This window comes from Curtobacterium sp. MCBD17_034, assembly GCF_003234515.1.
GTDB lineage: Bacteria > Actinomycetota > Actinomycetes > Actinomycetales > Microbacteriaceae > Curtobacterium.
In genome coordinates this window covers 363,533-383,959 of the sequence record NZ_QKTN01000001.1, presented here as the reverse complement: position 1 = coordinate 383,959, position 20,427 = coordinate 363,533, and the positions used below count along the sequence as shown (strand labels likewise).

At 70.8% G+C, this 20,427-nt stretch carries 24 protein-coding genes; 3 read left to right on the top strand and 21 right to left on the bottom strand.

The features are described from left to right. Nucleotides 1-19 precede the first annotated feature (19 nt). From glmM to truA, 5 genes are all read right to left on the bottom strand, one after another. Entirely contained in the window at nt 20-1,393 is a 1,374-nt protein-coding gene (gene glmM, locus DEI92_RS01910) for a phosphoglucosamine mutase (RefSeq protein ID WP_111012140.1), read from the bottom strand. A 22-nt stretch (nt 1,394-1,415) separates the two neighbouring features. Continuing rightward, nucleotides 1,416-1,901 carry a 30S ribosomal protein S9 gene (gene rpsI / locus DEI92_RS01905; protein WP_111009817.1) on the bottom strand — a complete coding sequence of 162 codons (486 nt, stop codon included), beginning with the start codon at nt 1,899-1,901 and terminating at the stop codon, nt 1,416-1,418. Between the two features lie 38 nt (nt 1,902-1,939). Next, nucleotides 1,940-2,386: a 50S ribosomal protein L13 gene (gene rplM / locus DEI92_RS01900; protein ID WP_111012139.1), complete on the bottom strand. Its 447-nt coding sequence runs from the start codon at nt 2,384-2,386 to the stop codon at nt 1,940-1,942. A gap of 179 nt (nt 2,387-2,565) precedes the next feature. After that, nucleotides 2,566-3,312: an MBL fold metallo-hydrolase gene (locus DEI92_RS01895; protein ID WP_111012138.1), complete on the bottom strand. Its 747-nt coding sequence runs from the start codon at nt 3,310-3,312 to the stop codon at nt 2,566-2,568. Continuing rightward, the gene (gene truA, locus DEI92_RS01890; protein ID WP_258369898.1) at nt 3,309-4,304 is read right to left on the bottom strand and encodes a tRNA pseudouridine(38-40) synthase TruA; all 996 of its coding nucleotides are present in this window, start codon (nt 4,302-4,304) and stop codon (nt 3,309-3,311) included. Before truA ends, DEI92_RS01895 begins: the two co-directional genes overlap by 4 nt. Nucleotides 4,305-4,391: 87 nt before the next feature. On the opposite strand from truA, the gene DEI92_RS01885 reads away from it, so the two are divergent. Both DEI92_RS01885 and DEI92_RS01880 read left to right on the top strand, forming a co-directional pair. Beyond that, the gene (locus DEI92_RS01885; protein ID WP_111012137.1) at nt 4,392-5,393 is read left to right on the top strand and encodes an ATP-binding cassette domain-containing protein; all 1,002 of its coding nucleotides are present in this window, start codon (nt 4,392-4,394) and stop codon (nt 5,391-5,393) included. Further along, complete coding sequence (locus DEI92_RS01880) at nt 5,390-6,211, top strand: ABC transporter permease (protein ID WP_111012136.1); 822 nt, start codon at nt 5,390-5,392, stop codon at nt 6,209-6,211. Before DEI92_RS01885 ends, DEI92_RS01880 begins: the two co-directional genes overlap by 4 nt. Here DEI92_RS01880 and DEI92_RS01875 read toward each other — a convergent pair. The 7 genes from DEI92_RS01875 to infA all read right to left on the bottom strand — a co-directional run bounded on the left by DEI92_RS01875 (nt 6,193) and on the right by infA (nt 12,837). Further along, nucleotides 6,193-9,453, bottom strand: coding sequence for a BTAD domain-containing putative transcriptional regulator (locus DEI92_RS01875; protein WP_111012135.1), 3,261 nt, complete (start codon nt 9,451-9,453; stop codon nt 6,193-6,195). The genes DEI92_RS01880 and DEI92_RS01875 overlap by 19 nt on opposite strands. Nucleotides 9,454-9,546: 93 nt before the next feature. Then, entirely contained in the window at nt 9,547-10,203 is a 657-nt protein-coding gene (gene rplQ / locus DEI92_RS01870; RefSeq protein ID WP_111012134.1) for a 50S ribosomal protein L17, read from the bottom strand. A gap of 62 nt (nt 10,204-10,265) precedes the next feature. Next, entirely contained in the window at nt 10,266-11,258 is a 993-nt protein-coding gene (locus DEI92_RS01865; RefSeq protein WP_111009825.1) for a DNA-directed RNA polymerase subunit alpha, read from the bottom strand. Nucleotides 11,259-11,445: 187 nt separating this feature from the next. Further along, a complete protein-coding gene (gene rpsK, locus DEI92_RS01860) occupies nt 11,446-11,844 on the bottom strand; it encodes a 30S ribosomal protein S11 (protein WP_055950867.1) in 399 nt (132 codons plus the stop codon). Nucleotides 11,845-11,853: 9 nt separating this feature from the next. After that, complete coding sequence (rpsM, locus tag DEI92_RS01855; protein ID WP_111009826.1) at nt 11,854-12,228, bottom strand: 30S ribosomal protein S13; 375 nt, start codon at nt 12,226-12,228, stop codon at nt 11,854-11,856. A gap of 203 nt (nt 12,229-12,431) precedes the next feature. Beyond that, the gene (rpmJ, locus tag DEI92_RS01850) at nt 12,432-12,548 is read right to left on the bottom strand and encodes a 50S ribosomal protein L36 (RefSeq protein WP_066517823.1); all 117 of its coding nucleotides are present in this window, start codon (nt 12,546-12,548) and stop codon (nt 12,432-12,434) included. Between the two features lie 67 nt (nt 12,549-12,615). Further along, nucleotides 12,616-12,837, bottom strand: coding sequence for a translation initiation factor IF-1 (infA, locus tag DEI92_RS01845; RefSeq protein WP_017885509.1), 222 nt, complete (start codon nt 12,835-12,837; stop codon nt 12,616-12,618). Nucleotides 12,838-13,235: 398 nt separating this feature from the next. Between infA and DEI92_RS01840 the strand changes: the two genes are divergently transcribed. Beyond that, complete coding sequence (locus tag DEI92_RS01840; RefSeq protein WP_258369894.1) at nt 13,236-14,543, top strand: LCP family protein; 1,308 nt, start codon at nt 13,236-13,238, stop codon at nt 14,541-14,543. 290 nt (nt 14,544-14,833) lie between these two features. On the opposite strand, the gene map is transcribed toward DEI92_RS01840, so the two are convergent. The 9 genes from map to rpsH form a co-directional block, all read right to left on the bottom strand. Further along, on the bottom strand, nt 14,834-15,667 hold the full coding sequence (gene map, locus DEI92_RS01835) for a type I methionyl aminopeptidase (RefSeq protein WP_111009828.1): 834 nt from the start codon (nt 15,665-15,667) through the stop codon (nt 14,834-14,836). A 2-nt stretch (nt 15,668-15,669) separates the two neighbouring features. After that, nucleotides 15,670-16,263, bottom strand: a complete 594-nt coding sequence (locus DEI92_RS01830) for an adenylate kinase (protein ID WP_181434590.1) — start codon at nt 16,261-16,263, stop codon at nt 15,670-15,672. Further along, nucleotides 16,260-17,582 carry a preprotein translocase subunit SecY gene (secY, locus tag DEI92_RS01825; RefSeq protein WP_111012132.1) on the bottom strand — a complete coding sequence of 441 codons (1,323 nt, stop codon included), beginning with the start codon at nt 17,580-17,582 and terminating at the stop codon, nt 16,260-16,262. Before secY ends, DEI92_RS01830 begins: the two co-directional genes overlap by 4 nt. Nucleotides 17,583-17,682: 100 nt before the next feature. After that, complete coding sequence (gene rplO, locus DEI92_RS01820; RefSeq protein WP_111009830.1) at nt 17,683-18,174, bottom strand: 50S ribosomal protein L15; 492 nt, start codon at nt 18,172-18,174, stop codon at nt 17,683-17,685. Beyond that, nucleotides 18,171-18,359 (bottom strand): 50S ribosomal protein L30, encoded by a 189-nt coding sequence (gene rpmD, locus DEI92_RS01815; RefSeq protein WP_111009831.1) that lies wholly within the window; start codon nt 18,357-18,359, stop codon nt 18,171-18,173. Before rpmD ends, rplO begins: the two co-directional genes overlap by 4 nt. Further along, the gene (gene rpsE, locus DEI92_RS01810) at nt 18,359-19,072 is read right to left on the bottom strand and encodes a 30S ribosomal protein S5 (RefSeq protein WP_111009832.1); all 714 of its coding nucleotides are present in this window, start codon (nt 19,070-19,072) and stop codon (nt 18,359-18,361) included. Before rpsE ends, rpmD begins: the two co-directional genes overlap by 1 nt. Beyond that, nucleotides 19,069-19,440, bottom strand: coding sequence for a 50S ribosomal protein L18 (rplR, locus tag DEI92_RS01805; protein ID WP_111012131.1), 372 nt, complete (start codon nt 19,438-19,440; stop codon nt 19,069-19,071). Before rplR ends, rpsE begins: the two co-directional genes overlap by 4 nt. A gap of 2 nt (nt 19,441-19,442) precedes the next feature. After that, on the bottom strand, nt 19,443-19,979 hold the full coding sequence (gene rplF, locus DEI92_RS01800; RefSeq protein ID WP_111009834.1) for a 50S ribosomal protein L6: 537 nt from the start codon (nt 19,977-19,979) through the stop codon (nt 19,443-19,445). Nucleotides 19,980-19,985: 6 nt separating this feature from the next. Further along, nucleotides 19,986-20,384 carry a 30S ribosomal protein S8 gene (rpsH, locus tag DEI92_RS01795; protein WP_111009835.1) on the bottom strand — a complete coding sequence of 133 codons (399 nt, stop codon included), beginning with the start codon at nt 20,382-20,384 and terminating at the stop codon, nt 19,986-19,988. Between the last annotated feature and the right edge of the window lie 43 nt (nt 20,385-20,427).

Below are 20,427 nucleotides of genomic sequence, written 5' to 3'. Positions count from 1 at the left end.
CCGCGCCTCCCGCCCGTGATCAGGCCGCGTCGAGTCCGAGCCGGTCGTGCACGACCGCGGCGAGTTCGTTGGCGACGCGCTCCGCGGTCGCCTGGTCCGCCGCCTCGACCATCACCCGGACCACGGGTTCGGTGCCCGACGGCCGGAGCAGGACCCGCCCGGTGTCACCGAGCGCTGCCTCCGCGCCCGCGATGGCGCGCTGGACACCGTCGTCGTCGAGGCCGTGCCGGTCGACACCGCGCACGTTGACGAGCACCTGCGGGAACACGGTCATGCAGGCGGCCAGTTCGGCCAGGGTCTTGCCCGTTCGGGCCATCTCGGCGACCAGGTGGAGCCCGGTCAGGATGCCGTCGCCGGTCGTGGCGAACTCGTTGAAGATGATGTGGCCCGACTGCTCGCCGCCGAGCGAGTACCCGCCCTCGACCATCTTCTCGAGCACGTACCGGTCGCCCACGGCGGTCTCGAGCACCGCGATGCCGTTCTCGGCCATCGCCCGGCGGAGACCGAGGTTGCTCATGACCGTGGCCACGAGCGTGTCGTCCTGCAACCGGCCGCGCTCCTTGAGGGACAGCGCGAGGATCGCCATGATCTGGTCGCCGTCGATCGCGTTGCCCTCGGCGTCGACCGCCAGGCACCGGTCGGCGTCGCCGTCGTGGGCGATCCCGACGTCGGCACCGGCTTCGAGCACCGCGCGGGCGAGGTTGTCGATGTGGGTCGACCCGACGCCGTCGTTGATGTTGACGCCGTCCGGGTCCGCACCGATGAGGGTGATCCGCGCGCCGGCGTTGACGAACACCTCGGGCGACACGGCGGCCGCGGCCCCGTTCGCACAGTCGAGGACGACGTGGATGCCGTCGAGCCGTGCGGGCAGGGTGCTCAGCAGGTGGACGACGTAGCGGTCCTCGGCGTCGGCGAAGCGGGTGATCCGCCCGACGTCGGCGCCGGTGGGCACCGGGACCTCGGCGCTCCCGATCGCTGCCTCGATGCGGTCCTCGACCTCGTCGGGGAGCTTCCGGCCGCCGGCGGCGAAGAACTTGATCCCGTTGTCGGGCGCCGGGTTGTGGGACGCGGAGACCATCACGCCGAAGTCCGCGTCGATGTCGGCGACGAGGAACGCCGCCGCGGGGGTGGGGATGACCCCGGCGTCGAGGACGTCGACGCCGGCGCTCGCCAGGCCGGCCGCGACGGCCGCGCCCAGGAACTCCCCGGAGACGCGCGGATCGCGCGCCAGGACCGCGATGGGACGCGGCCGACCGGACGCACGACGTGCGTCCGCGTGGTGTCCGTGCGTGAGCACGGCCGCGCTCGCCTGGGCGAGGCCCAGTGCGAGCGCGGCCGTCAGCTCGCCGTTGGCGAGACCACGAACACCGTCCGTTCCGAACAGACGTGGCACGGTGATGCCGTCCGAAGCGCGATCAGCGCTTCGAGAACTGCGACGCCTTACGGGCCTTCTTGAGACCGGCCTTCTTGCGCTCGATGACGCGGGCGTCACGGGTGAGGAAGCCCGCCTTCTTGAGCGTGGCGCGGTTGTTCTCGCGGTCGATCTCGTTGAGCGCCCGGGCGATCGCCAGACGCAGCGCGCCGGCCTGGCCCGAGGGGCCTCCACCGGTGATGCGGGCGGTGACGTCGTACGAACCGATGAGCTCGAGGACCTTGAACGGGTCGTTGATGAGCTGCTGGTGGAGCTTGTTCGGGAAGTAGTCCTCGAGCGAGCGGCCGTTCACCGAGAACGTGCCGGCGCCGGGGACGAGGCGCACGCGGGCGATGGCCTCCTTGCGGCGACCGACGGCCGCGCCGGAGACGTTGAGGATCTGACGAGGAGCCGCCTCCGAGGTCGCCGGGGCGCTCTCGGTGCTGAAGCTCGACGGGGTCTGGTCGATGGAGTCTGCGATCTGAGCCATGAGTGTGGAGTCCTGTGTCTTCTGCTGCGTGGCCGTCGTTACTGCGCGACCTGGTCGAGGGTGTACGGCGTCGGCTGCTGGGCGACGTGCGGGTGCTCGGGACCGGCGTAGACCTTGAGCTTCTTGAGCTGGGCGCGGCCGAGGCTGTTCTTCGGGAGCATGCCGCGGATCGCCTTCTCGACGGCGCGGGTCGGGTGCTTCTCGAGCATCTCCGGGTAGGTCGTGGCGGTGATGCCGCCCGGGTAGCCGGAGTGCCGGTAGTACGTCTTCTGCGCCAGCTTCGAGCCGGTCAGGGCGACCTTCTCGGCGTTGATGATGATGACGAAGTCACCCATGTCCATGTGCGGAGCGAAGGTGGCCTTGTGCTTGCCGCGCAGGAGCGCCGCGGCGTGCGAGGCGAGACGGCCGAGGACGACGTCGGTGGCGTCGATGACGAGCCACTTCGGCTGGACGTCCGCGGGCTTCGGTGAGAACGTGCGAGTCACAGGTGTGCTGCTTTCGTGTCGAGGTGAGGTGTCCGTGAATCCCACTCCGGTGGGGTGTTCCGCGGGGCGACGCCCGGCGAACGCTCCGGTGGAGGGCTCAACTTCGGGTCCGACGCACGAGGCGCAGACCAATCGACGACACTACCGGAGCGTCGCGGTACCGTCAAACCTCGACGGACTCAGTGCCCGATCGGGACCCAGCGGTCACCGACCCGGTGCACGGCGGGTCCGTGGCCCGGCAGCACGATCCCCGGCAGGGGCAGCGCCGCGGCCGACTCGACAGCGGTGGCCGTGTCCGCGGTGAACAGGGCCGGGATCATCCGCGGCCGCGGCGACCACGACCGGGGCTGCACGTCGTGGTGCGTGACGACCGCGTCGCCGGTGACGAGCGCGTCCGCGGCGGGCAACAGGTACGCCGTCGACCCGAGCGTGTGCCCGGGTGCCGACAGGGGTGCGATGGCCCGCTCGTCGAAGTCGCGGGCCGTGAACGCGCGGACCGGGGGCACGGTCACGGGGTCGAGGCCACCCGAGCGGACGGCACGGGCGGCCCAGCCGAGCACCCGCGGCGCCGCGATCCGGCCACCGATGTCGCCGAGGGTCGCCTGGTCCCGCTCGGGCCCGCGCACGGCCGCGACCTCGTCGGCGTGGGCCAGCACGGTCACGCCGGGGTGGGCCTCCAGGATCGCGGGGAGGCCACCGATGTGGTCGACGTGCCCGTGCGTGACGTACACCCGGCGCAGGTCGGCCGGGTCGTGTCCCGCGTACCGGATGGTGTCGAGCACGAGTCCGGCGTCGGCGGGGTACCCGGCGTCGACGAGGGCGACCCCGTCCTCCTCGGCGAGCACGACCCAGTTCGACACGGGTCCCTCGACGAACACCACGCCCGGTGCGACCGCGACGACGGCCCGGGGCCTGCGCCGGCTCACGCGCGTCGCTCCGCGACCGCGCCCGACCCTGCGGGGCCTTCCGGGACGGCGGTGGGCGCGGCGGTGCTGATGGCGACCTGTCGAGCCTGGTCGGCCTCCGACCGGTGCCCGTCCTGGTCGCGGCGGGCCCGGGTCTGCTCCGCGCGGGCCGCGAGCTCGTCGTCGGGCGGGTAGCCGACCTCGGTGAGGACGAGCCCCTTCGCCGGGGCGACCGTGAACGCGCTCGTGCGCACCGCGTCCTCGCGCAGCTCCGCCAGCCGGTGCGGCGCGAGCCGCCCCTCGCCGACCGCGAGCGACGCACCCACCATCGCCCGCACCATGCTGTGGCAGAACGCGTCGGCCTGGAGGGACGCCACGAGCACGCCGTCCGGCTCACGGTGCCATCGGAACTCCTGGAGCGTTCGGATGGTGGTGGCGCCCTCCCGCGGCTTGCAGAACGTGGCGAAGTCGTGCAGGCCGAGCAGCGTCAGGGCGCCCGTCTCCATCGCGCCCTCGTCGAGGCGCGTGGGGTACCACAGCGTGTGGCCGCGGCGGAGCGGGTCCCGCGGTGCCCCGAGGTCCGCGACGCGGTACGCGTACCGTCGCCAGACCGGGGAGAACCGGGCGTCGAACCCCGGCGGCGCGACCGCGACGGCCGTCACCACGACGTCACTGTCGAGCCCCGCGATGCCGTTCAGGCGGTGCAGGAGGGCGTCCGTCGGCAGCCGCTGGGGTCGGCCGGCCGCACCGCGGTGCGGCCGAGCGAGGCTCCCCCACTGTTCGGGGGTGAGGTCACAGTGGGCGACCTGCCCCGTCGCGTGCACGCCCGCGTCCGTCCGGCCCGCCACCGTGAGGCGGGGCGCCGGGCCGGAGCGCCGGAACACGGTCTCGAGCGCGGACTCGAGTTCGCCCTGCACCGTCCGGAGGGTCGGCTGCCGAGCCCATCCCGCGAAACCGCTGCCGTCGTAGGCGATGTCGAGCCGGAGACGCACGGTGCCGGCCTCGTCTGTCACGGGACGAGGGTACCGGCGTCAGCACCACGTCAGTGCCACGTCAGCGCCCGCCCGGAGCATGGGCACCGTCGAACGAAAGGACACCCCATGAACGACCAGGCGACGCTCGCCGTCGAGGCGACCGGCCTCGTCAAGACGTTCGGGCAGAACCGTGCGGTGGACGGCGTCGACCTGCGGGTCGAGGCGGGCACCGTGTACGGCGTGCTCGGGCCGAACGGCGCGGGCAAGACCACCACCATCAGCATGCTCGCCACGCTGCTCAAGCCCGACGCGGGCGAGGCACGCATCTTCGGACACGACGTGCGGCACGAGGCCCAGGCGGTCCGACGGCTCATCGGCGTGACCGGGCAGTACGCCTCCGTCGACGAGACGCTGAGCGCGACCGAGAACCTCGTCATCTTCTCCCGACTGCTCGGCCTCGGTCGGGCCGAGTCGCGGGCGAAGGCCTCGGACCTCCTCGAGCGTTTCGGACTGACCGAGGCCGCGAAGCGCCCGCTCAAGGCGTTCTCCGGCGGGATGCGACGGCGGCTCGACCTCGCCGCGAGCCTCATCGCGCAACCGCCACTCATCTTCCTCGACGAGCCGACCACCGGGCTGGACCCCCGGACGCGTGCGCAGATGTGGGACACGATCCGCGAGCTCGTCGCGACCGGCTCCACCGTGCTCCTCACCACGCAGTACCTCGACGAGGCCGACCAGCTCGCCGACCGGATCGCCGTCATCGACCGGGGCCGTGTCGTCGCCGAGGGCACGGCGGACGACCTCAAGGCGTCGGTGGGCACGGCCTCCCTGCAGCTCCGGCTCGTGGAGGCCGCCCGGCTCGACGCGGCGCAGGCGATCGTCGAGCGGGTCCTCGGGGCCGGCGCGGCCGTGTCACCCGAGGGTGCCCGCATCACCGCGCCGATGGCCGACCCGGACCGCGTCACCGACCTGCTCGTCGCGTTCCGCGACGCGGGCGTCTCCCTCGCCGAGATGAGCGTGCAGAAGCCGACGCTCGACGAGGTCTTCCTCACCATCACCGGTCGGCCCGTCGCGCAGGACGACCCGACCAGCGACACCGACCGCGTCCTCGAAGGGACCCTCGCATGACCACCATCACCAGCACGCCCCGCACCATCGCTCCGCGCCCCGGCGTCGGCGGTTCGGGACTCGGGGCCACGGTGCGCCAGTCGCTCACGATGGCCTACCGCGGACTGATCAAGGTCCGCCGCACGCCGGAGCAGCTCTTCGACGTCACGCTCATGCCGATCATCTTCACCGTGATGTTCACGTACATCTTCGGCGGGGCGATCGCGGGCGGTGTCACGGCCTACCTGCCGATCATCATCCCGGGCATCCTCGTGCAGACGAACATCACCTCGTCGATCGTCACGGGCGTCCAGCTCCGCGAGGACATGGACAAGGGCGTGTTCGACCGGTTCAAGTCGCTGCCCATCGCCCGCATCGCCCCGCTCGCCGGAGCGCTGCTCGCCGACACGGTCCGCTACGCGATCGCGACGACCATCACGTTCGTCGTCGGGTTCTGCATGGGCCTGCGTCCCGAGGGCGGCTTGGGGTCGGTCGTCGCCGCGGGACTCCTCGTCGTCGTGGTCGCCTGGGCGATCAGCTGGGTGTTCGCGTTCTTCGGTGTCGTCGCGCGCACCGCGTCGAGCGTCTCGGGCATCTCGAACATGGTCCTGTTCCCGCTGACGTTCCTGTCGAACGCGTTCGTCCCCGCCGACACGCTGCCGTCCTGGCTCCGGTGGTTCAGCGAGGTGAACCCGATCTCGCACCTCATCACCGCCGTGCGCGACCTCGTCAACCACGGGCAGGTGGGCAGCGACCTCGTGCTCTCGCTCGTCGGCGCCGCGGTCGTCGTCGCGGTCTTCGCCCCCTTGACCGTCCGCGCCTACATGCGGAAGGCCTGAGCCTCCGCCCGCCGCGGGACGCGGACCTGCTCGAGCAGCGCTCGGGCCCGCGCGACGGCCTCGGCCCGATCCAGACCGGCCGAGGCCGTTTCGGCGTCCGCGAGGGCGGCCCGTCCCGTCCACCGCGCGAGCACGCCCCGGACGCGCTCGTACCGGAGCACGGCGAGGTCCTGCCGCGCTCCCACGCGCACGGCGGTCCCCCAGATCGCCGCGACGAGACCCGGTTCGACGCGCTGCGTGGTGGCCCCCCACAGGGCAACCGCGATGAGCGCGTCGCCGATCACCGGCAGGTCGAGCCACCACGCGCCGATGCGGATCGCGACGAGCGCGCCGACCTTGGCCACCCGGGCCGCCTCCGTCGCCCTGCCGTCGTCCGGGAGGCGCGGTGCACCCCCGTCCCGCTCGCGGGCCTCCAGGTCGATCGCGATGCGCGCCGCGGCGACCATGAGCGTCCACTGCGGTGCCTGCTTCATGTGGTCACGGACGTACGCGAAGCCGCGGTCGTACTCCTCCAGCGCGGTCTGCACGTCGCCCTCCGCGCGGGCGGCCTCCGCCCGGACGGCGAACGCGAGCGTCCGGAACTGGAGTCCGTCGTCGTCGAGTCGGGCGCCCGGTCGGGGCAGGTCGAGGTCGACCGCGACGGCGCGCGCCCGGTCCGGCTGACCGGCAGCAGCCGCAGCCAGGCCCATCGACCAGCTGATCTCGGCGAGGTCGTCGTCCGCGCCGAACCACTGCAGTCGCTCCCGTGCGCGATCCGCGGCGACCAGTGCCTCCTCGGGGTGCCCGGTCTGGGTGAGGAGCTGCACGCGGGACACGTCGGCCGTTCCCGCCGTCCAGAGGTCGCCGTGGGCGCTCGCGAGCGCCTCCGCCCGGCGGGCGTAGCGGAGCGCGTCCGCCACGTCGCCCGCGTTCTCGGCCAGGGGCGCACTGATCGTCAGGGCGAAGCACGCGACCTCGGGGTCGTCGTCGTCGCGGAGGCGGGCGAGGGCCGCCATCGCGAGGTCGGCGCGTCCGATCGCGGTGAAGAGCTCCGCTTGCGCATCCGCCAGGCGGACTCCGGTCGGACCGTGCTGCCGACGCAGTCGGCGCAAGGCGGACACGGCGACGGCGGCCGTCCGGAGGTCGGTGAACGCCGACGACGCCCCCATGACGGTGAGGGCCACGACGGTGGGCAGGAGCAGGTCGGGGTCGGGCGCGCCGCCCGCCAGCGCCGCGACGACGTCGGGCGCGATCGCCACGACCTCCCCGTGCACGCCCCGGAGTGACCAGTAGGTCCCGAGCGCTGCGGCGATCGGCGCGATCGCCCTGTGGTCGCCCCGGCCGAGCGACCACCGCAGGAGCGCGACGAGGTTGTCGACCTCGCGTTCGACCTCGCGGAACACGCGACGCTGCCCGGGACCGGCGAGGAGCACGTTCCGATCGAGGGCGTGGGCCGCGCCCCACCGGATCATCACCGTGCGCACGTCCTCGGTCGTACCCCGCTCGGTGAGCCGCGCGGCACCGAACTCCCGGACCGTCTCGAGCAACCGGTAGCGTGCGGGCTCGCCCTCGCGCTCCGTCAACTGGACGAGCGACTGCTCGACGAGTTCCGCGAGGTCGTCGAGCGCCGTGTCGACCCGGTCCGGGCGCACGACGGCCTCGACCGCCTCCACCGCGACGCCGTCCGGGAACAGCGCCAAGCGGGTCAACAGGTCCTGGGCGCCGTCGTCGAGGAGCCGCCAGCTCCACTCGATCACGGCGAGCAGCGTCCGATGCCGTTCGGGCGCGGTCCGATCGCCTCCGCGGAGCAGGGCGAATCGGTCGTCGAGCCGTCGCTCGATCTCGTCGACACTCATGCCGCGGACGCGTGCCGCCGCCAGCTCGATCGCGAGCGGCGAGCCGTCGAGCCGGGCGCAGATCCGACGGACCGCATCGACCGGCAACACGGCGCCGGGCCGGGCGGCCCGGGCACGCTCGGTGAACAGCCGGACGGCGGCGCCGTCGGCCTCGACCGGCAGGGGCGGGAGTGGTGCGACCACCTCGCCCGGCACCGCGAGCGGGGCACGTGACGTCGTGAGCACGCGGAGGCTCGGGACCTCGCCGAGCAGGTCGACGACGAGTGCAGCGACCTCCCCGACGACGTGTTCGCAGTTGTCGAGCACGAGCAAGGTCGGCGCTTCCCCGAGAGCCCGGAGGACCCGTGACCGGAGGTCCGCGAGCACGACGTCCCGGAGTGACCGTCCGGCGCGGAGTTCCGCGATCCCGAGCACCGCGCCGAGCGCGGGGACGATGTCCGCGCCGTCCGTGAGCGAGGCGAGCTCGAGGACGACGACGGCGACGTCGGGCGCGGTGCGCCCCGCGACCTCCTGCGCGAGCCGGGTCTTGCCGAGGCCTCCGGCACCGAGGACCGTGACCAGCCGCTCCTCCTCGACGAGCCGCTCGACGGCCTCCACCTCGGCGTCCCGGCCGATGAGCGTGGTCGGGGATCGGCGCAGGCCGAGGCGACGCACGGACCGGGCCGACGTCGACGTCGCTCGGAGGATCTCGATGTTGAGCCGCACCAGGTCCGCCGACGGGTCCGCGCCGAGCTCCTCGGCCAGGCGATCGCGGTGTCCTGCGAACACCGTGAGGGCCTCGGCGCCCCGTCCTGCCGCGACGAGTGCCCGCATGTGCCCCGCGACCGCAGCCTCGTCGAACGGGTGGGCCACGACCTCCTGCTCCCACAGCCGCGCCGCGCCGTCGGGGTCGTCGCACGCCGAGAGCGCCTGGGCCAGGGCGCGCCGCAGGGTCCGCTGCACGGTCGCCGCCCGGTCCGCGAGCTCCTCGGCGACCGGTCCCTCGAGGTCCGCACCCGGCTCACCGCGCCACGTGGCCAGCACGGCCGATGCCCGGCGGGCCGCGCCAGCTGGATCGGTCCGGAGTTCGTCGGAGATCCGCCCGGCGACCTGCTCGGCCCGTCCCAGGTCGAGCGCCGACGGGTCCAGGGCCAACCGGTAGCCGGTGCCCGTCGACGCGACGACGCCCTCGACGGTCGACCGCCGTACCCGCGACACCAGGGTCTGCAGCGCGGCGCGCGCCCCCTTCGGCGGGGTGTCGCCCCAGAGCTCGTCGATGAGCGTCTCGGTCGTGGCGGTGTTGCCCCGGGCGAGCACGAGGACCGCGATGAACGTCCGGGCGAGCGCGCCGGGCAGCGGATCGAGGTCCCCTGCCGGGGACTCGACGAGCACCGGGCCGAGGACGGCGACGCGTGGCTGACCGGTCACGCGTCGAGTCTAGGGACCGGGGGCCCCACCGACGACGGAGGGCCTCCGCAGCGATCGCTGCGGAGGCCCTCCGTGTGGCGTGCTGGCGAGGTCCTACTCGGTCTCGTCGGCCTTGCTGGCGGCGTCCGCCTCGACCTCGGCGGCCGCGTCGGTCGTCTCCTCGGCGGCGACGGGCTCGGACTCCGCGACGGCGTCCGTGCTCTCGGCCTCAGCGGCGTCGGTCGCGGTCGCGTCGGTCGCGGTCGCCTCGGTCGTCTCCGCGGCGACGGCGGCGTCGTCGGTGGTCTCCTCGGTGGCGGCCTCCTCGGCGGCGGTCGTCGACACGGCCCCGGCTGCGGCCGAACCGGACGCACGGTTCGAGCGACGGTTCACCGGAGCGGGCGTGCCCGAGACGGGCTCGAGCACGAGCTCGATCGACGCGAGGGGCGCGTTGTCGCCCTTGCGGAAGCCGAGCTTGGTGATCCGGGTGTAACCGCCCTGGCGGTCGGCCATCTGCGGCGCGATCTCCGTGAAGAGCATGTGCACGACGGACTTGTCCCGGATGATGCTGATCACCTTGCGGCGGGCGTGCAGGTCGCCACGCTTCGCGAACGTCACGAGACGCTCCGCGACGGGACGGAGGCGCTTGGCCTTCGTCTCGGTCGTGGTGATGCGGCCGTGCGTGAACAGCGCGTTCGCGAGGTTGCTCAGGAGCAGGCGCTCGTGCGCGGGACCGCCTCCGAGGCGGGGGCCCTTGGTGGGCTTGGGCATGTCAGTTCTCCAGTGGTGGGAAGGGGGTGGGTGTGCTGCGCTCCGTCAGGAGCGGCACGGGATCAGTTGGACTCGTCCTCGTCGTACCCGCTGTAGAAGTGGGCGCCGTCGAATCCGGGAACGGTGTCCTTGAGGGACAGGCCGAGCTCGGTGAGCTTGTCCTTGACCTCGTCCACCGACTTCTGACCGAAGTTGCGGATGTTCATGAGCTGCGTCTCCGAGAGGGCGACGAGCTCGCTGACCGTGTTGATGCCCTCGCGCTTGAGGCAGTTGTAGCTGCGGACCGACAGGTCGAGGTCCTCGATCGGGGTCTGCAGCTCGTTCGAGAGCACCGCGTCGACCGGCGCGGGGCCGATCTCGATGCCCTCGGCCGCCGTGTTGAGCTCGCGGGCGAGCCCGAACAGCTCGACCAGCGTGCGGCCGGCGGAGGCGATGGCGTCGCGAGGCGTGATCGCCGGCTTCGACTCGACGTCGACGACCAGACGGTCGAAGTCCGTGCGCTCACCGGCACGGGTCGCCTCGACCCGGTAGGTGACCTTGAGGACCGGCGAGTAGATCGAGTCGATCGGGATCTGACCGGCCTCGCTGAACTCGGAGCGGTTCTGGGTCGCCGAGACGTACCCACGACCGCGCTCGATCGTGAGCTCCAGCTCGAACCGGGCGGTGTCGTTCAGCGTGGCGATGACGAGGTCCGAGTTGTGGATCTCGACACCGGCCGGAGCCGAGATGTCCGCCGCCGTGACCTGGCCCGCGCCCTGCTTGCGGAGGTACGCCGTGATGGGCTCGTCGTGCTCGCTCGAGACGACCAGGTTCTTGATGTTGAGGATGATCTCGGTGACGTCCTCCTTGACACCCGGCACGGTGCTGAACTCGTGCAGCACACCGTCGATGCGGATGCTGGTGACGGCGGCACCGGGGATCGAGGACAGGAGCGTGCGGCGCAGCGAGTTGCCGAGGGTGTAGCCGAAGCCCGGCTCGAGCGGCTCGATGATGAACCGCGAGCGGAACTCGGAGATCGGCTCCTCGGTCAGGGTGGGGCGCTGTGCAATGAGCACTGTGGATTCCTTTCGGCGAAGTGTCCGCTATATGACACTTGGCGGTACGACGGGGCCCGAGGCCTCGCCGGGTCTGTTGAGTTGTGATCACGCGCACCGACGTGCGCGATCGAACGACCAGGAATGGCCGCGACCGGTCGACCCCGCTCGATGAGCGGGCGTCCGGTCGCGGCCGAGAGCTCCTAGCTCAGACGCGACGACGCTTCGGCGGGCGGCACCCGTTGTGCGCCTGCGGGGTGACGTCGTTGATCGAGCCCACCTCGAGGCCGGCGGCCTGGAGCGAGCGGATCGCGGTCTCGCGGCCCGAGCCCGGACCCTTGACGAAGACGTCGACCTTCTTGACGCCGTGCTCCTGCGCCTGGCGGGCGGCCGACTCGGCGGCGAGCTGCGCCGCGAACGGCGTGGACTTGCGCGAGCCCTTGAAGCCGACAGCACCGGACGAGGCCCAGCTCAGGACGGCGCCCGACGGGTCGGTGATGCTGACGATCGTGTTGTTGAACGTCGACTTGATGTGGGCCTGGCCCACGGCGATGTTCTTCTTCTCCTTGCGCCGCGGCTTGCGGGCAGCAGTCTTGGGGGTAGCCATGGTGATCTCCTATCGGGCCTTCTTCTTGCCTGCCACGGTGCGCTTCGGGCCCTTGCGGGTCCGCGCGTTGGTCTTGGTGCGCTGTCCACGCACCGGGAGACCACGACGGTGGCGGAGGCCCTCGTAGCTGCCGATCTCGACCTTGCGGCGGATGTCGGCGGCCACCTCACGGCGGAGGTCACCCTCGACCTTGAAGTTGCCCTCGATGAAGTCGCGGAGGGCGACGAGCTGGTCGTCGGTGAGGTCCTTGACGCGGATGTCGCCCGAGATACCGGTCTCGGCGAGCGCCTGGAGGGAACGGGTACGGCCGACGCCGTAGATGTACGTGAGTGCGATCTCCACGCGCTTCTCGCGCGGGATGTCGACGCCTGCTAGACGTGCCATGTCTGGCTGCTCCTGTTTTCGGTGGAGGTGTGGCGCAGTACCGGTGCTCGGGCCTCCGCCCCGAGGTGTCCCCGGTCGGTTCGTCGCCGATCGGTTCTGGCACTGCGTTGTCGATGTTCAGTTGTGCGTGCTGCTCAGCTGTTCGCTGTCGAGCCGGTGCGGGGCCTGGCGACCCCGCACGGCACCCGGCCGCGGCGGAGGGACTAGCCCTGGCGCTGCTTGTGGCGCGGGTTGCTCTTGCAGATCACCATGACGCGGCCCTTCCGGCGGATCACCTTGCAGTGCTCACAGATGGGCTTGACGCTGGGGTTGACCTTCATGTCGATTCCTCGATCTCGCTGGCTTCGTACCCGACGGGGCCGTCGGGCCGTTCCTTTCCGGCGAGGATCACTTGTAGCGGTAGACGATCCGGCCGCGAGTGAGGTCGTACGGGCTGAGCTCCACGATCACGCGGTCCTCCGGGAGGATGCGGATGTAGTGCTGACGCATCTTCCCCGAGATGTGCGCGAGGACCTTGTGTCCGTTGGTCAGCTCAACGCGGAACATCGCGTTGGGCAGAGCCTCGAGCACCGAGCCCTCGATCTCGATGACGCCGTCTTTCTTGGCCATAGCCTCACTGTCGCTTGGGTTGCTGTCGCTGGGAGTGATCCGAACCGGTCTGCGGGTTCGGCGTCCGGTCTGGCAGGATGTGCAGACCGAACCGGTGACCACCGGAGCGGTCACCTGCGCCACGCCGAACGGCATGACACACCAAAGATCGATCTTATGTGGTAGCGGGACGATTGCCAAGTCCGGCCCGGTCTCGGCGCGTCCTGTTCGCGACCCGCGATCGCGCCGTCAGCGACCCCTCTTCAGGGGTTCTCCGGCGATTTCCAGGAGTGCGACAGGAGCGCCATCGTACGGTTCTCCACGGGAGTGCCGCCGCGCACCTCCGCCCGGCGACGCTCCGCCACCCGCGATGCCGCCCACGCCCCGCGCTGATGCGCCCACCGAACGGAGTCCACCTCGTGTCCGACGCCCCGCTGCGCCGCCGTCGCGGTCGCCCCGGCATCGCCCGGCACGGACGGCTCCGTCGTCCGAGCTCCTGGCGGACCCTGCTCACCGTCATCGCGTCCGTGCTCAGTGTCGCCCTCGTCAGCAGCGTCGCCGTCACGGCCTTCGCCGCGGTGACGCTCACGGGATCCGTCTCGACGGTCAAGCTCAGCGACGACGACCAGGCGAGCGCCAACAAGACCTCCATCACGGCGATGAAGGGCGGGGCGAACATCCTGCTCATCGGCAGCGACACCCGCGTGGGGCAGAAGGCGGAGTCGCTCGACACCGAGGGTGCGCGGAACGACGTCACGATCCTCATCCACATCTCCGCCGACCACACGCAGCTCACCGCCGTGAGCTTCCCCCGCGATCTCGTCGTGCCCCTCCCCGCCTGCACGAACCCGGACACGGGGACGTCCTACCCGGCGTCCTCCGCTGCGCAGATCAACACGGCGCTCGGCAACGGCGGTGTCTCGTGCGTCGTGGACACCGTCGAGAACCTGACCGGCCTGTCCATCCCGTACGCCGGTCTCATCACCTTCGACGGCGTCATCGAGATGTCGAACGCGGTCGGCGGTGTCTCGGTCTGCGTCGCGAACTCGATCAACGACAGCTACACGGGCCTCCATCTGTCGGCCGGGACGCACACGCTCCAGGGCACGCAGGCCCTCCAGTTCCTCCGGACCCGCCACGGCGTCGGCGACGGCAGCGACCTCGCGCGCATCAGCTCCCAGCAGGTGTTCCTGTCCGCCCTGCTCCGCAAGGTGACCTCGAACGGCACGCTGTCGAACCCCCTGACCCTGTACAAGCTCGCGCGCGCCGCGATCTCGAACATGACCTTGTCCGACGGTCTCGCCTCGGCCCAGACGCTCGTGTCACTCGCCACGACCCTCAAGAGCATGAGCACGGCGGACATGCTGTTCGTCCAGTACCCGGTGACCGACGATCCCTACGACGCGAACCGCGTGATCGTCTCCCAGAGCGACGCACACACGCTCAACGTCGCGCTGCAGAACGACACGAAGACGAGCCTCACCGACTCGAGCACCGGCCGTGCCTCCGAGGCCGAGGGCGGGACCGGCAGCGCGTCTTCCTCCGGCACCGGCAGCTCCGGGTCGTCGAGCAGCGGGACGTCGAGCAGCGGGACGTCGAGTGCACCCTCCTCCGGGTCCTCGGCGAGCAGTTCGGCATCGAGCACGCCGAGCGCGACGGCGACGCCGCTGCCCTCGACGATCACCGGACAGTCGGCCGCCGAGCAGACCTGCTCGGTCGGCAACTGACAGCGGTCGCAGGCCGGGCGGGCCGCCCGCCGGTCCGCCGCTGACTTCCCCACGATCGGGAGGCGCGGCGCAGCCCGCCCGCCCGGCTCGGGAGGCGTGACGTGCTCCCGCCTCGGATGAGACGAACCGGGGCGTCGAGTGGCCTGTGACGTCGCGTCGCCCGCTGGTTCCTGCACTGCGGCTGGTTCACCCGCGCCGCTGGTTCCCGCACTGCGGCTGGTTCACCCGCGCCGCTGGTTCCCGCACTGCGGCTGGTTCACGCGCTCCGCTGGTTCACGCGCTGCGCTGGATCACGCGATGGGCTGCGGCTGCACGCCGAGCGGTGCCAGGGCGGCGGCGCCGCCGTCCGCTGCGGTGAGCACCCAGATGCCGTTTTCGTGCACCGCCACGCTGTGCTCCCAGTGCGCGGCGTCCGAGCCGTCGAGCGTGCGGACGGTCCAGCCGTCCGCATCGGTGCTGCTGTCGATCGTGCCGGCGGTCACCATCGGCTCGATGGCCACCGCGAGCCCCGGACGGACCGCGGGACCCCCGCCCCGCACCCGGTAGTTGAACACCGGCGGATCTTCGTGCATCGAACGACCGATGCCGTGACCCGTGAAGTCCTCCACGATGCCCCAGGCGCCGGTCTCGTCGATCGCGTCCTCGATGCTCGCGCCGATCTCGTTGAGGTTCCGTGCCGTCGCGAGAGCCGCGATCCCCCGCCACATCGACCGCTCGGTGACGTCGGCGAGCATCGTCCGTGCCGCGGCCCGCTCCGGGTCTCCCCCGGGCACGACGACCGTCACGGCGCTGTCGCCGTTCCAGCCGTCAACCTCGGCGCCCGCATCGATGGACACGATGTCGCCGGCTTCGATCACCCGTTCGCCGGGGATGCCGTGCACGATCTCGTCATTGACGGAGACGCACAGGGTGTGCTGGTAACCGGGGACCAGCTGGAAGTTCGGGACGCCACCGCCCTCGAGGATGACACGCTCCGCGATCGCGTCGAGTTCACCGGTGGTGATGCCGACGCGCAGCGCCGACCGGACGGCGTCCAGTGCCTGGGCGGTCAGGAGCCCCGGCCGGACCATCGCCCGGAGTTCCTCCGACGACTTGTAGAGCGACGGGCGGCGGAACCGCGCCACGGTCAGGCGACGGCGCGGCCGAGGCCGCGGGTCGCGAGCGCGTCGGCGATGCGGTCACCGACCTCGTCGACACCGCCCAGACCGTCGACGTCGATGACGAGCCCCCGCTGTGCGTACACCGCCACGATGGGCTCCGTCTGCTCGAGGTAGACGTCCTGCCGGTGCCGGATGGCGTCCTCGGTGTCGTCGCTGCGACCCTGCTCGAGCGCACGCCTGCGGAGCCGGTCGACCAAGGCGTCCCGGTCGGCGACGAGCTGCACCACCGCGTCCAGGGCCTGCCCCTGCTCGGCGAGGAACCCGTCGAGGAACTCCACCTGCGCCGTCGTCCGGGGGTAGCCATCGAGCAGGAACCCCGGCTCGGCGTCCGGCTGACGGAGCCGATCGGCGATGAGCTCGTTCGTGAGGCTGTCGGGCACGTAGTCGCCGGCGTCCAGGATCGCCTTGACCCGGATGCCCAGCGGCGTCTCGTCACGGACGTTCTGCCGGAAGATGTCGCCCGTCGAGATCGCCGGGATCCCGAAGGTCTCGGCGATCCGCCCTGCCTGGGTGCCCTTGCCCGCACCAGGCGGGCCCACGATGATCAGCCGCGCGCTCATCGGAGGAGTCCCTCGTAGTGGCGCTGCTGCAGCTGCGAGTCGATCTGCTTCACGGTCTCGAGGCCCACACCGACGATGATCAGCAGGCTGGCACCACCGAACGGGAAGTTCTGGTTGGCGCCGAACCAAGCGAGTGCGGCGAGCGGGATGAGCGCGATGATGCCGAGGTAGAGAGCGCCGGGGAGCGTGACCCGTGTGAGCACGTAGTCGAGGTACTCCGCCGTCGGACGTCCGGCACGGATCCCCGGGATGAACCCGCCGTACTTCTTCATGTTGTCGGCGACTTCTTCCGGGTTGAACGTGATCGCGACGTAGAAGTACGTGAACCCGACGATGAGGAGGAAGTAGAGGACCATGTAGAAGGCGTTGTCGCCCGAGGTCAGGTTGTTCTGGATCCAGGTGACCCATGCCGCGGGCTCGGTCCCGTCGGACTTCTGGTTGAACTGTGCGACCAGCGCCGGCAGGTAGAGCAGCGACGACGCGAAGATGACGGGCACGACACCGGCCATGTTCACCTTGATCGGGATGTACGTGTTGTTGCCACCGTAGGTGCGACGCCCGACCATGCGCTTGGCGTACTGCACCGGGATCCGGCGCTGCGACTGCTCGACGAACACGACCGCCATCATGATCACGAGTCCGACGAGGATCACGAAGAGGAAGAGCTCGAAGGACTGCGACTGCTCGATGGCCCAGAGCGCGGTCGGGAACTGGGCCGCGATGGACGTGAAGATGAGGAGCGACATACCGTTGCCGACGCCGCGCTCGGTGACGAGCTCGCCCATCCACATGATGAGTCCGGTGCCAGCCGTCAGCGTGACCACCATGAGGAGGATCGCGTACCAGCTGTCGTTCGAGATGATCGACGTGCAGGAGGTCGACGCCGAGGTGCCGAAGAGCGCACCCGAGCGCGCGACCGTGATGAGCGTCGTCGACTGCAGGACCCCGAGCGCGATCGTGAGGTACCGCGTGTACTGCGTCAGCTTGGCCTGACCCGCCTGGCCCTCCTTGTAGAGGGCGTCGAAGTGCGGGATCACGACGCGCAGCAGCTGCACGATGATCGACGACGTGATGTACGGCATGATGCCGAGCGCGAAGACCGAGAGCTTCAGCAGCGCGCCGCCGGAGAACAGGTTCACGAGCCCGTACAGGCTCCCCTGGGATGAAGCGCTCGCGAGGCACGACTGCACGCTGGCGTAGTCGACGAACGGCGCGGGGATGTAGGACCCCAGGCGGAACAGCGCGATGATCGCGAGGGTGAAGCCGATCTTCTTGCGAAGGTCGGGGGTGCGCAAGATCCGCGCGACCGCTCTGAACACGAGTTCTCCGTACTTCGTTCAGTGCGACCCGAGCATCTCGGATCGCGTCAAGCGATGCCGAACCGGCGGCCCGAGCTGTGCTCGGACCGCCGGTCAGGTACTACTTGGAGACGGTGCCGCCCGCCGCCACGATCTTCTCCTCGGCGGAGCCGGAGACCTTGTCGACCGTGATGTTGAGCGCCACGCTGATGTCGCCCTGGCCGAGGACCTTGACCTTCTCGTTCTTACGGACCGCACCCTTGGCGACGAGGTCACTCACGGTGACGTCACCGCCCTGCGGGTAGAGCTCGCCGAGCTTGTCGAGGTTCACGACCTGGTACTCCACGCGGAACGGGTTCTTGAACCCGCGGAGCTTCGGGGTGCGCATGTGCAGCGGCATCTGCCCACCCTCGAACCCGGCCTTGACCGAGTAGCGGGCCTTCGTGCCCTTGGTGCCACGTCCGGCCGTCTTGCCCTTCGAGCCCTCACCGCGTCCGACGCGGGTCCGGTCCTTCTTCGAGCCAGCAGCGGGACGGAGGTGGTGGACCTTGAGGACCTGCACGCGGCCCTCGGTGTTGCCGGCCTGTCCGGCCTTGGGGGTTTCGTCGCTCATGCGTTGATCTCCTCGACCTTCACGAGGTGCGCGACCGTCGCGACGTACCCGCGGTTCTGGGCGTTGTCCTCACGCTCGACCGACTGGCCGATGCGCTTGAGGCCCAGGCTGCGCAGGGTCTCGCGCTGGTACTGCTTCTCGCTGATAACGGACTTGATCTGGGTGACCTTGATCTTGCCGGCCATCAGGCACCTGCCTTCTCGGTCGCAGCCGTGCGGGCCGCGGCCTCGGCACGCAGCAGACGACCCGGGACGACCCGGTCGACGTCGAGGCCACGGCGGCTGGCGACCGCACGGGGCTCCTCGAGCTGCTGCAGCGCCGTGACGGTGGCGTGCACGATGTTGATGGTGTTGGACGACCCGAGCGACTTGCTCAGGACGTCGTGGATGCCGGCGCACTCCAGGACGGCGCGCACCGGACCACCGGCGATGACGCCGGTACCGGCAGCGGCCGGGCGGAGGAGCACGACGCCAGCGGCGGCCTCACCCTGCACGGGGTGCGGGATCGTGTTGCCGACGCGCGGGACGCGGAAGAAGTTCTTCTTCGCCTCCTCGACGCCCTTGGAGATCGCGGTCGGGACCTCGCGGGCCTTGCCGTAGCCGACGCCGACGAGTCCGTTGCCGTCACCCACCACGACGAGCGCGGTGAAGCTGAAGCGACGACCGCCCTTGACGACCTTCGACACACGGTTGATCGTCACGACGCGCTCGAGGAACTGGCTCTCGGCAGCGCGGTTGTTGCGGTCGCCGCGACCACCCTGCTGGCGGTCACGACCCCCACCACGGCGTCCGCGCTCGGGGCCCGTGTTCTCGCGGTTCGCCGACGCGGAGCCGGCTGCGGTCTCGACCGGCTTCTCGACCGGTGCTTCCTGATTGGTGCTGCTCGCGGTGTCGCTCACAGGTTCAGCCCTCCTTCACGGGCGCCTTCGGCGATCGCGGCGACGCGACCGGCGTACTTGCTGCCACCGCGGTCGAACACGACCGCCTCGACACCCGCGGCCTTCGCGCGCTCGGCGACGAGCTCGCCGACGCGACGCGACTTCGCGGTCTTGTCGCCGTCCAGGCTGCGGAGGTCCGCCTCCATGGTCGACGCGCTGGCGACGGTGTGGCCCTTGGTGTCGTCGATGACCTGCACGAACACGTGACGCGACGAGCGGGTGACGACCAGACGCGGACGCGTCTCGGTGCCGGTGATCTTCTTGCGGAGGCGGGTGTGACGGCGCGCCTTGGCGGCCGACTTGCTCGCTCCTCGAGTTCCGAGAGCCATGATCACTTACCTGACTTTCCGGCCTTGCGGCGGACGACCTCGCCGGCGTAGCGAACGCCCTTGCCCTTGTACGGCTCGGGCTTGCGAAGCTTGCGGATGTTTGCGGCGACCTCACCGACGGCCTGCTTGTCGATGCCGTTCACGGTGAGTCGGTTGTTGCCCTCGACGGTGAAGCTGATGCCCGCGGGCGGCTCGACCGTGATGGGGTGCGAGTAGCCGAGCGCGAACTCGACGCTCGTGCCGCGTGCCTGGACGCGGTAGCCGGTCCCGACGACCTCGAGACCCTTGGAGTAGCCCTGGGTCACGCCGGTGATCTGGTTGGCGATCAGCGTCCGGGTCAGGCCGTGCAGCGAGCGCGAGGTGCGCTCGTCGTCCGGGCGGGTGACGAGGATCTGGTTGTCCTCGATCGCGACCGCGATGGGGCTGGCGACGGTGAGCGCGAGCTCACCCTTCGGCCCCTTGACGGCGACGTTCGCGCCGTCGACCGTCACGGTGACGCCAGCGGGGATGTCGATGGGAAGACGTCCGATACGAGACATGGTCGATCACCACACGTAGGCGAGGACTTCCCCACCCACGCCCTTCTGCTCGGCCTCGCGGTCCGTGAGGAGACCCGAGGAAGTCGACAGGATCGCCACGCCGAGGCCACCGAGGACCTGGGGGATCTCCGTCGACTTGGCGTAGACCCGGAGACCGGGCTTGGAGACGCGCTTGATGCCGGCGATGGAGCGCTCGCGCTCGGGGCCGTACTTGAGGTCGATGGTGAGGGTCTGCCCCACGCGGGCATCCTCCACACGCCACTCGCTGATGTAACCCTCGCGCTTGAGGATCTCGGCGATGTGGGTCTTCAGCTTCGAGCTGGGCAGCGAGACGGCGTCGTGGTGCGCCGAGTTCGCGTTGCGCAATCTCGTCAGCATGTCTGCGACCGGATCGGTCATCGTCATGGTTGATTCATCCTGTTCTCACCCGGTTTCGACACCCGTTCCA

Excerpts from the sequence above, each read along its gene's own strand:
- rpsI (WP_111009817.1), bottom strand. The coding sequence starts at position 1,901 with ATGGCTCAGATCGCAGACTCCATCGACCAGACCCCGTCGAGCTTCAGC.
- rpsK (WP_055950867.1), bottom strand. The coding sequence starts at position 11,844 with ATGGCTACCCCCAAGACTGCTGCCCGCAAGCCGCGGCGCAAGGAGAAG.
- DEI92_RS01830 (WP_181434590.1), bottom strand. The coding sequence starts at position 16,263 with ATGAGCGCGCGGCTGATCATCGTGGGCCCGCCTGGTGCGGGCAAGGGC.
- rpmD (WP_111009831.1), bottom strand. The coding sequence starts at position 18,359 with ATGGCCGGCAAGATCAAGGTCACCCAGATCAAGTCCGTTATCAGCGAG.
- rplF (WP_111009834.1), bottom strand. The coding sequence starts at position 19,979 with ATGTCTCGTATCGGACGTCTTCCCATCGACATCCCCGCTGGCGTCACC.
- rpmJ (WP_066517823.1), bottom strand. The coding sequence starts at position 12,548 with ATGAAGGTCAACCCCAGCGTCAAGCCCATCTGTGAGCACTGCAAGGTG.
- rpsH (WP_111009835.1), bottom strand. The coding sequence starts at position 20,384 with ATGACGATGACCGATCCGGTCGCAGACATGCTGACGAGATTGCGCAAC.
- rplR (WP_111012131.1), bottom strand. The coding sequence starts at position 19,440 with ATGGCTCTCGGAACTCGAGGAGCGAGCAAGTCGGCCGCCAAGGCGCGC.
- DEI92_RS01880 (WP_111012136.1), top strand. The coding sequence starts at position 5,390 with ATGACCACCATCACCAGCACGCCCCGCACCATCGCTCCGCGCCCCGGC.
- rplO (WP_111009830.1), bottom strand. The coding sequence starts at position 18,174 with ATGAGCGACGAAACCCCCAAGGCCGGACAGGCCGGCAACACCGAGGGC.
- rpsM (WP_111009826.1), bottom strand. The coding sequence starts at position 12,228 with ATGGCACGTCTAGCAGGCGTCGACATCCCGCGCGAGAAGCGCGTGGAG.
- rplQ (WP_111012134.1), bottom strand. The coding sequence starts at position 10,203 with ATGCCCAAGCCCACCAAGGGCCCCCGCCTCGGAGGCGGTCCCGCGCAC.
- infA (WP_017885509.1), bottom strand. The coding sequence starts at position 12,837 with ATGGCCAAGAAAGACGGCGTCATCGAGATCGAGGGCTCGGTGCTCGAG.
- DEI92_RS01885 (WP_111012137.1), top strand. The coding sequence starts at position 4,392 with ATGAACGACCAGGCGACGCTCGCCGTCGAGGCGACCGGCCTCGTCAAG.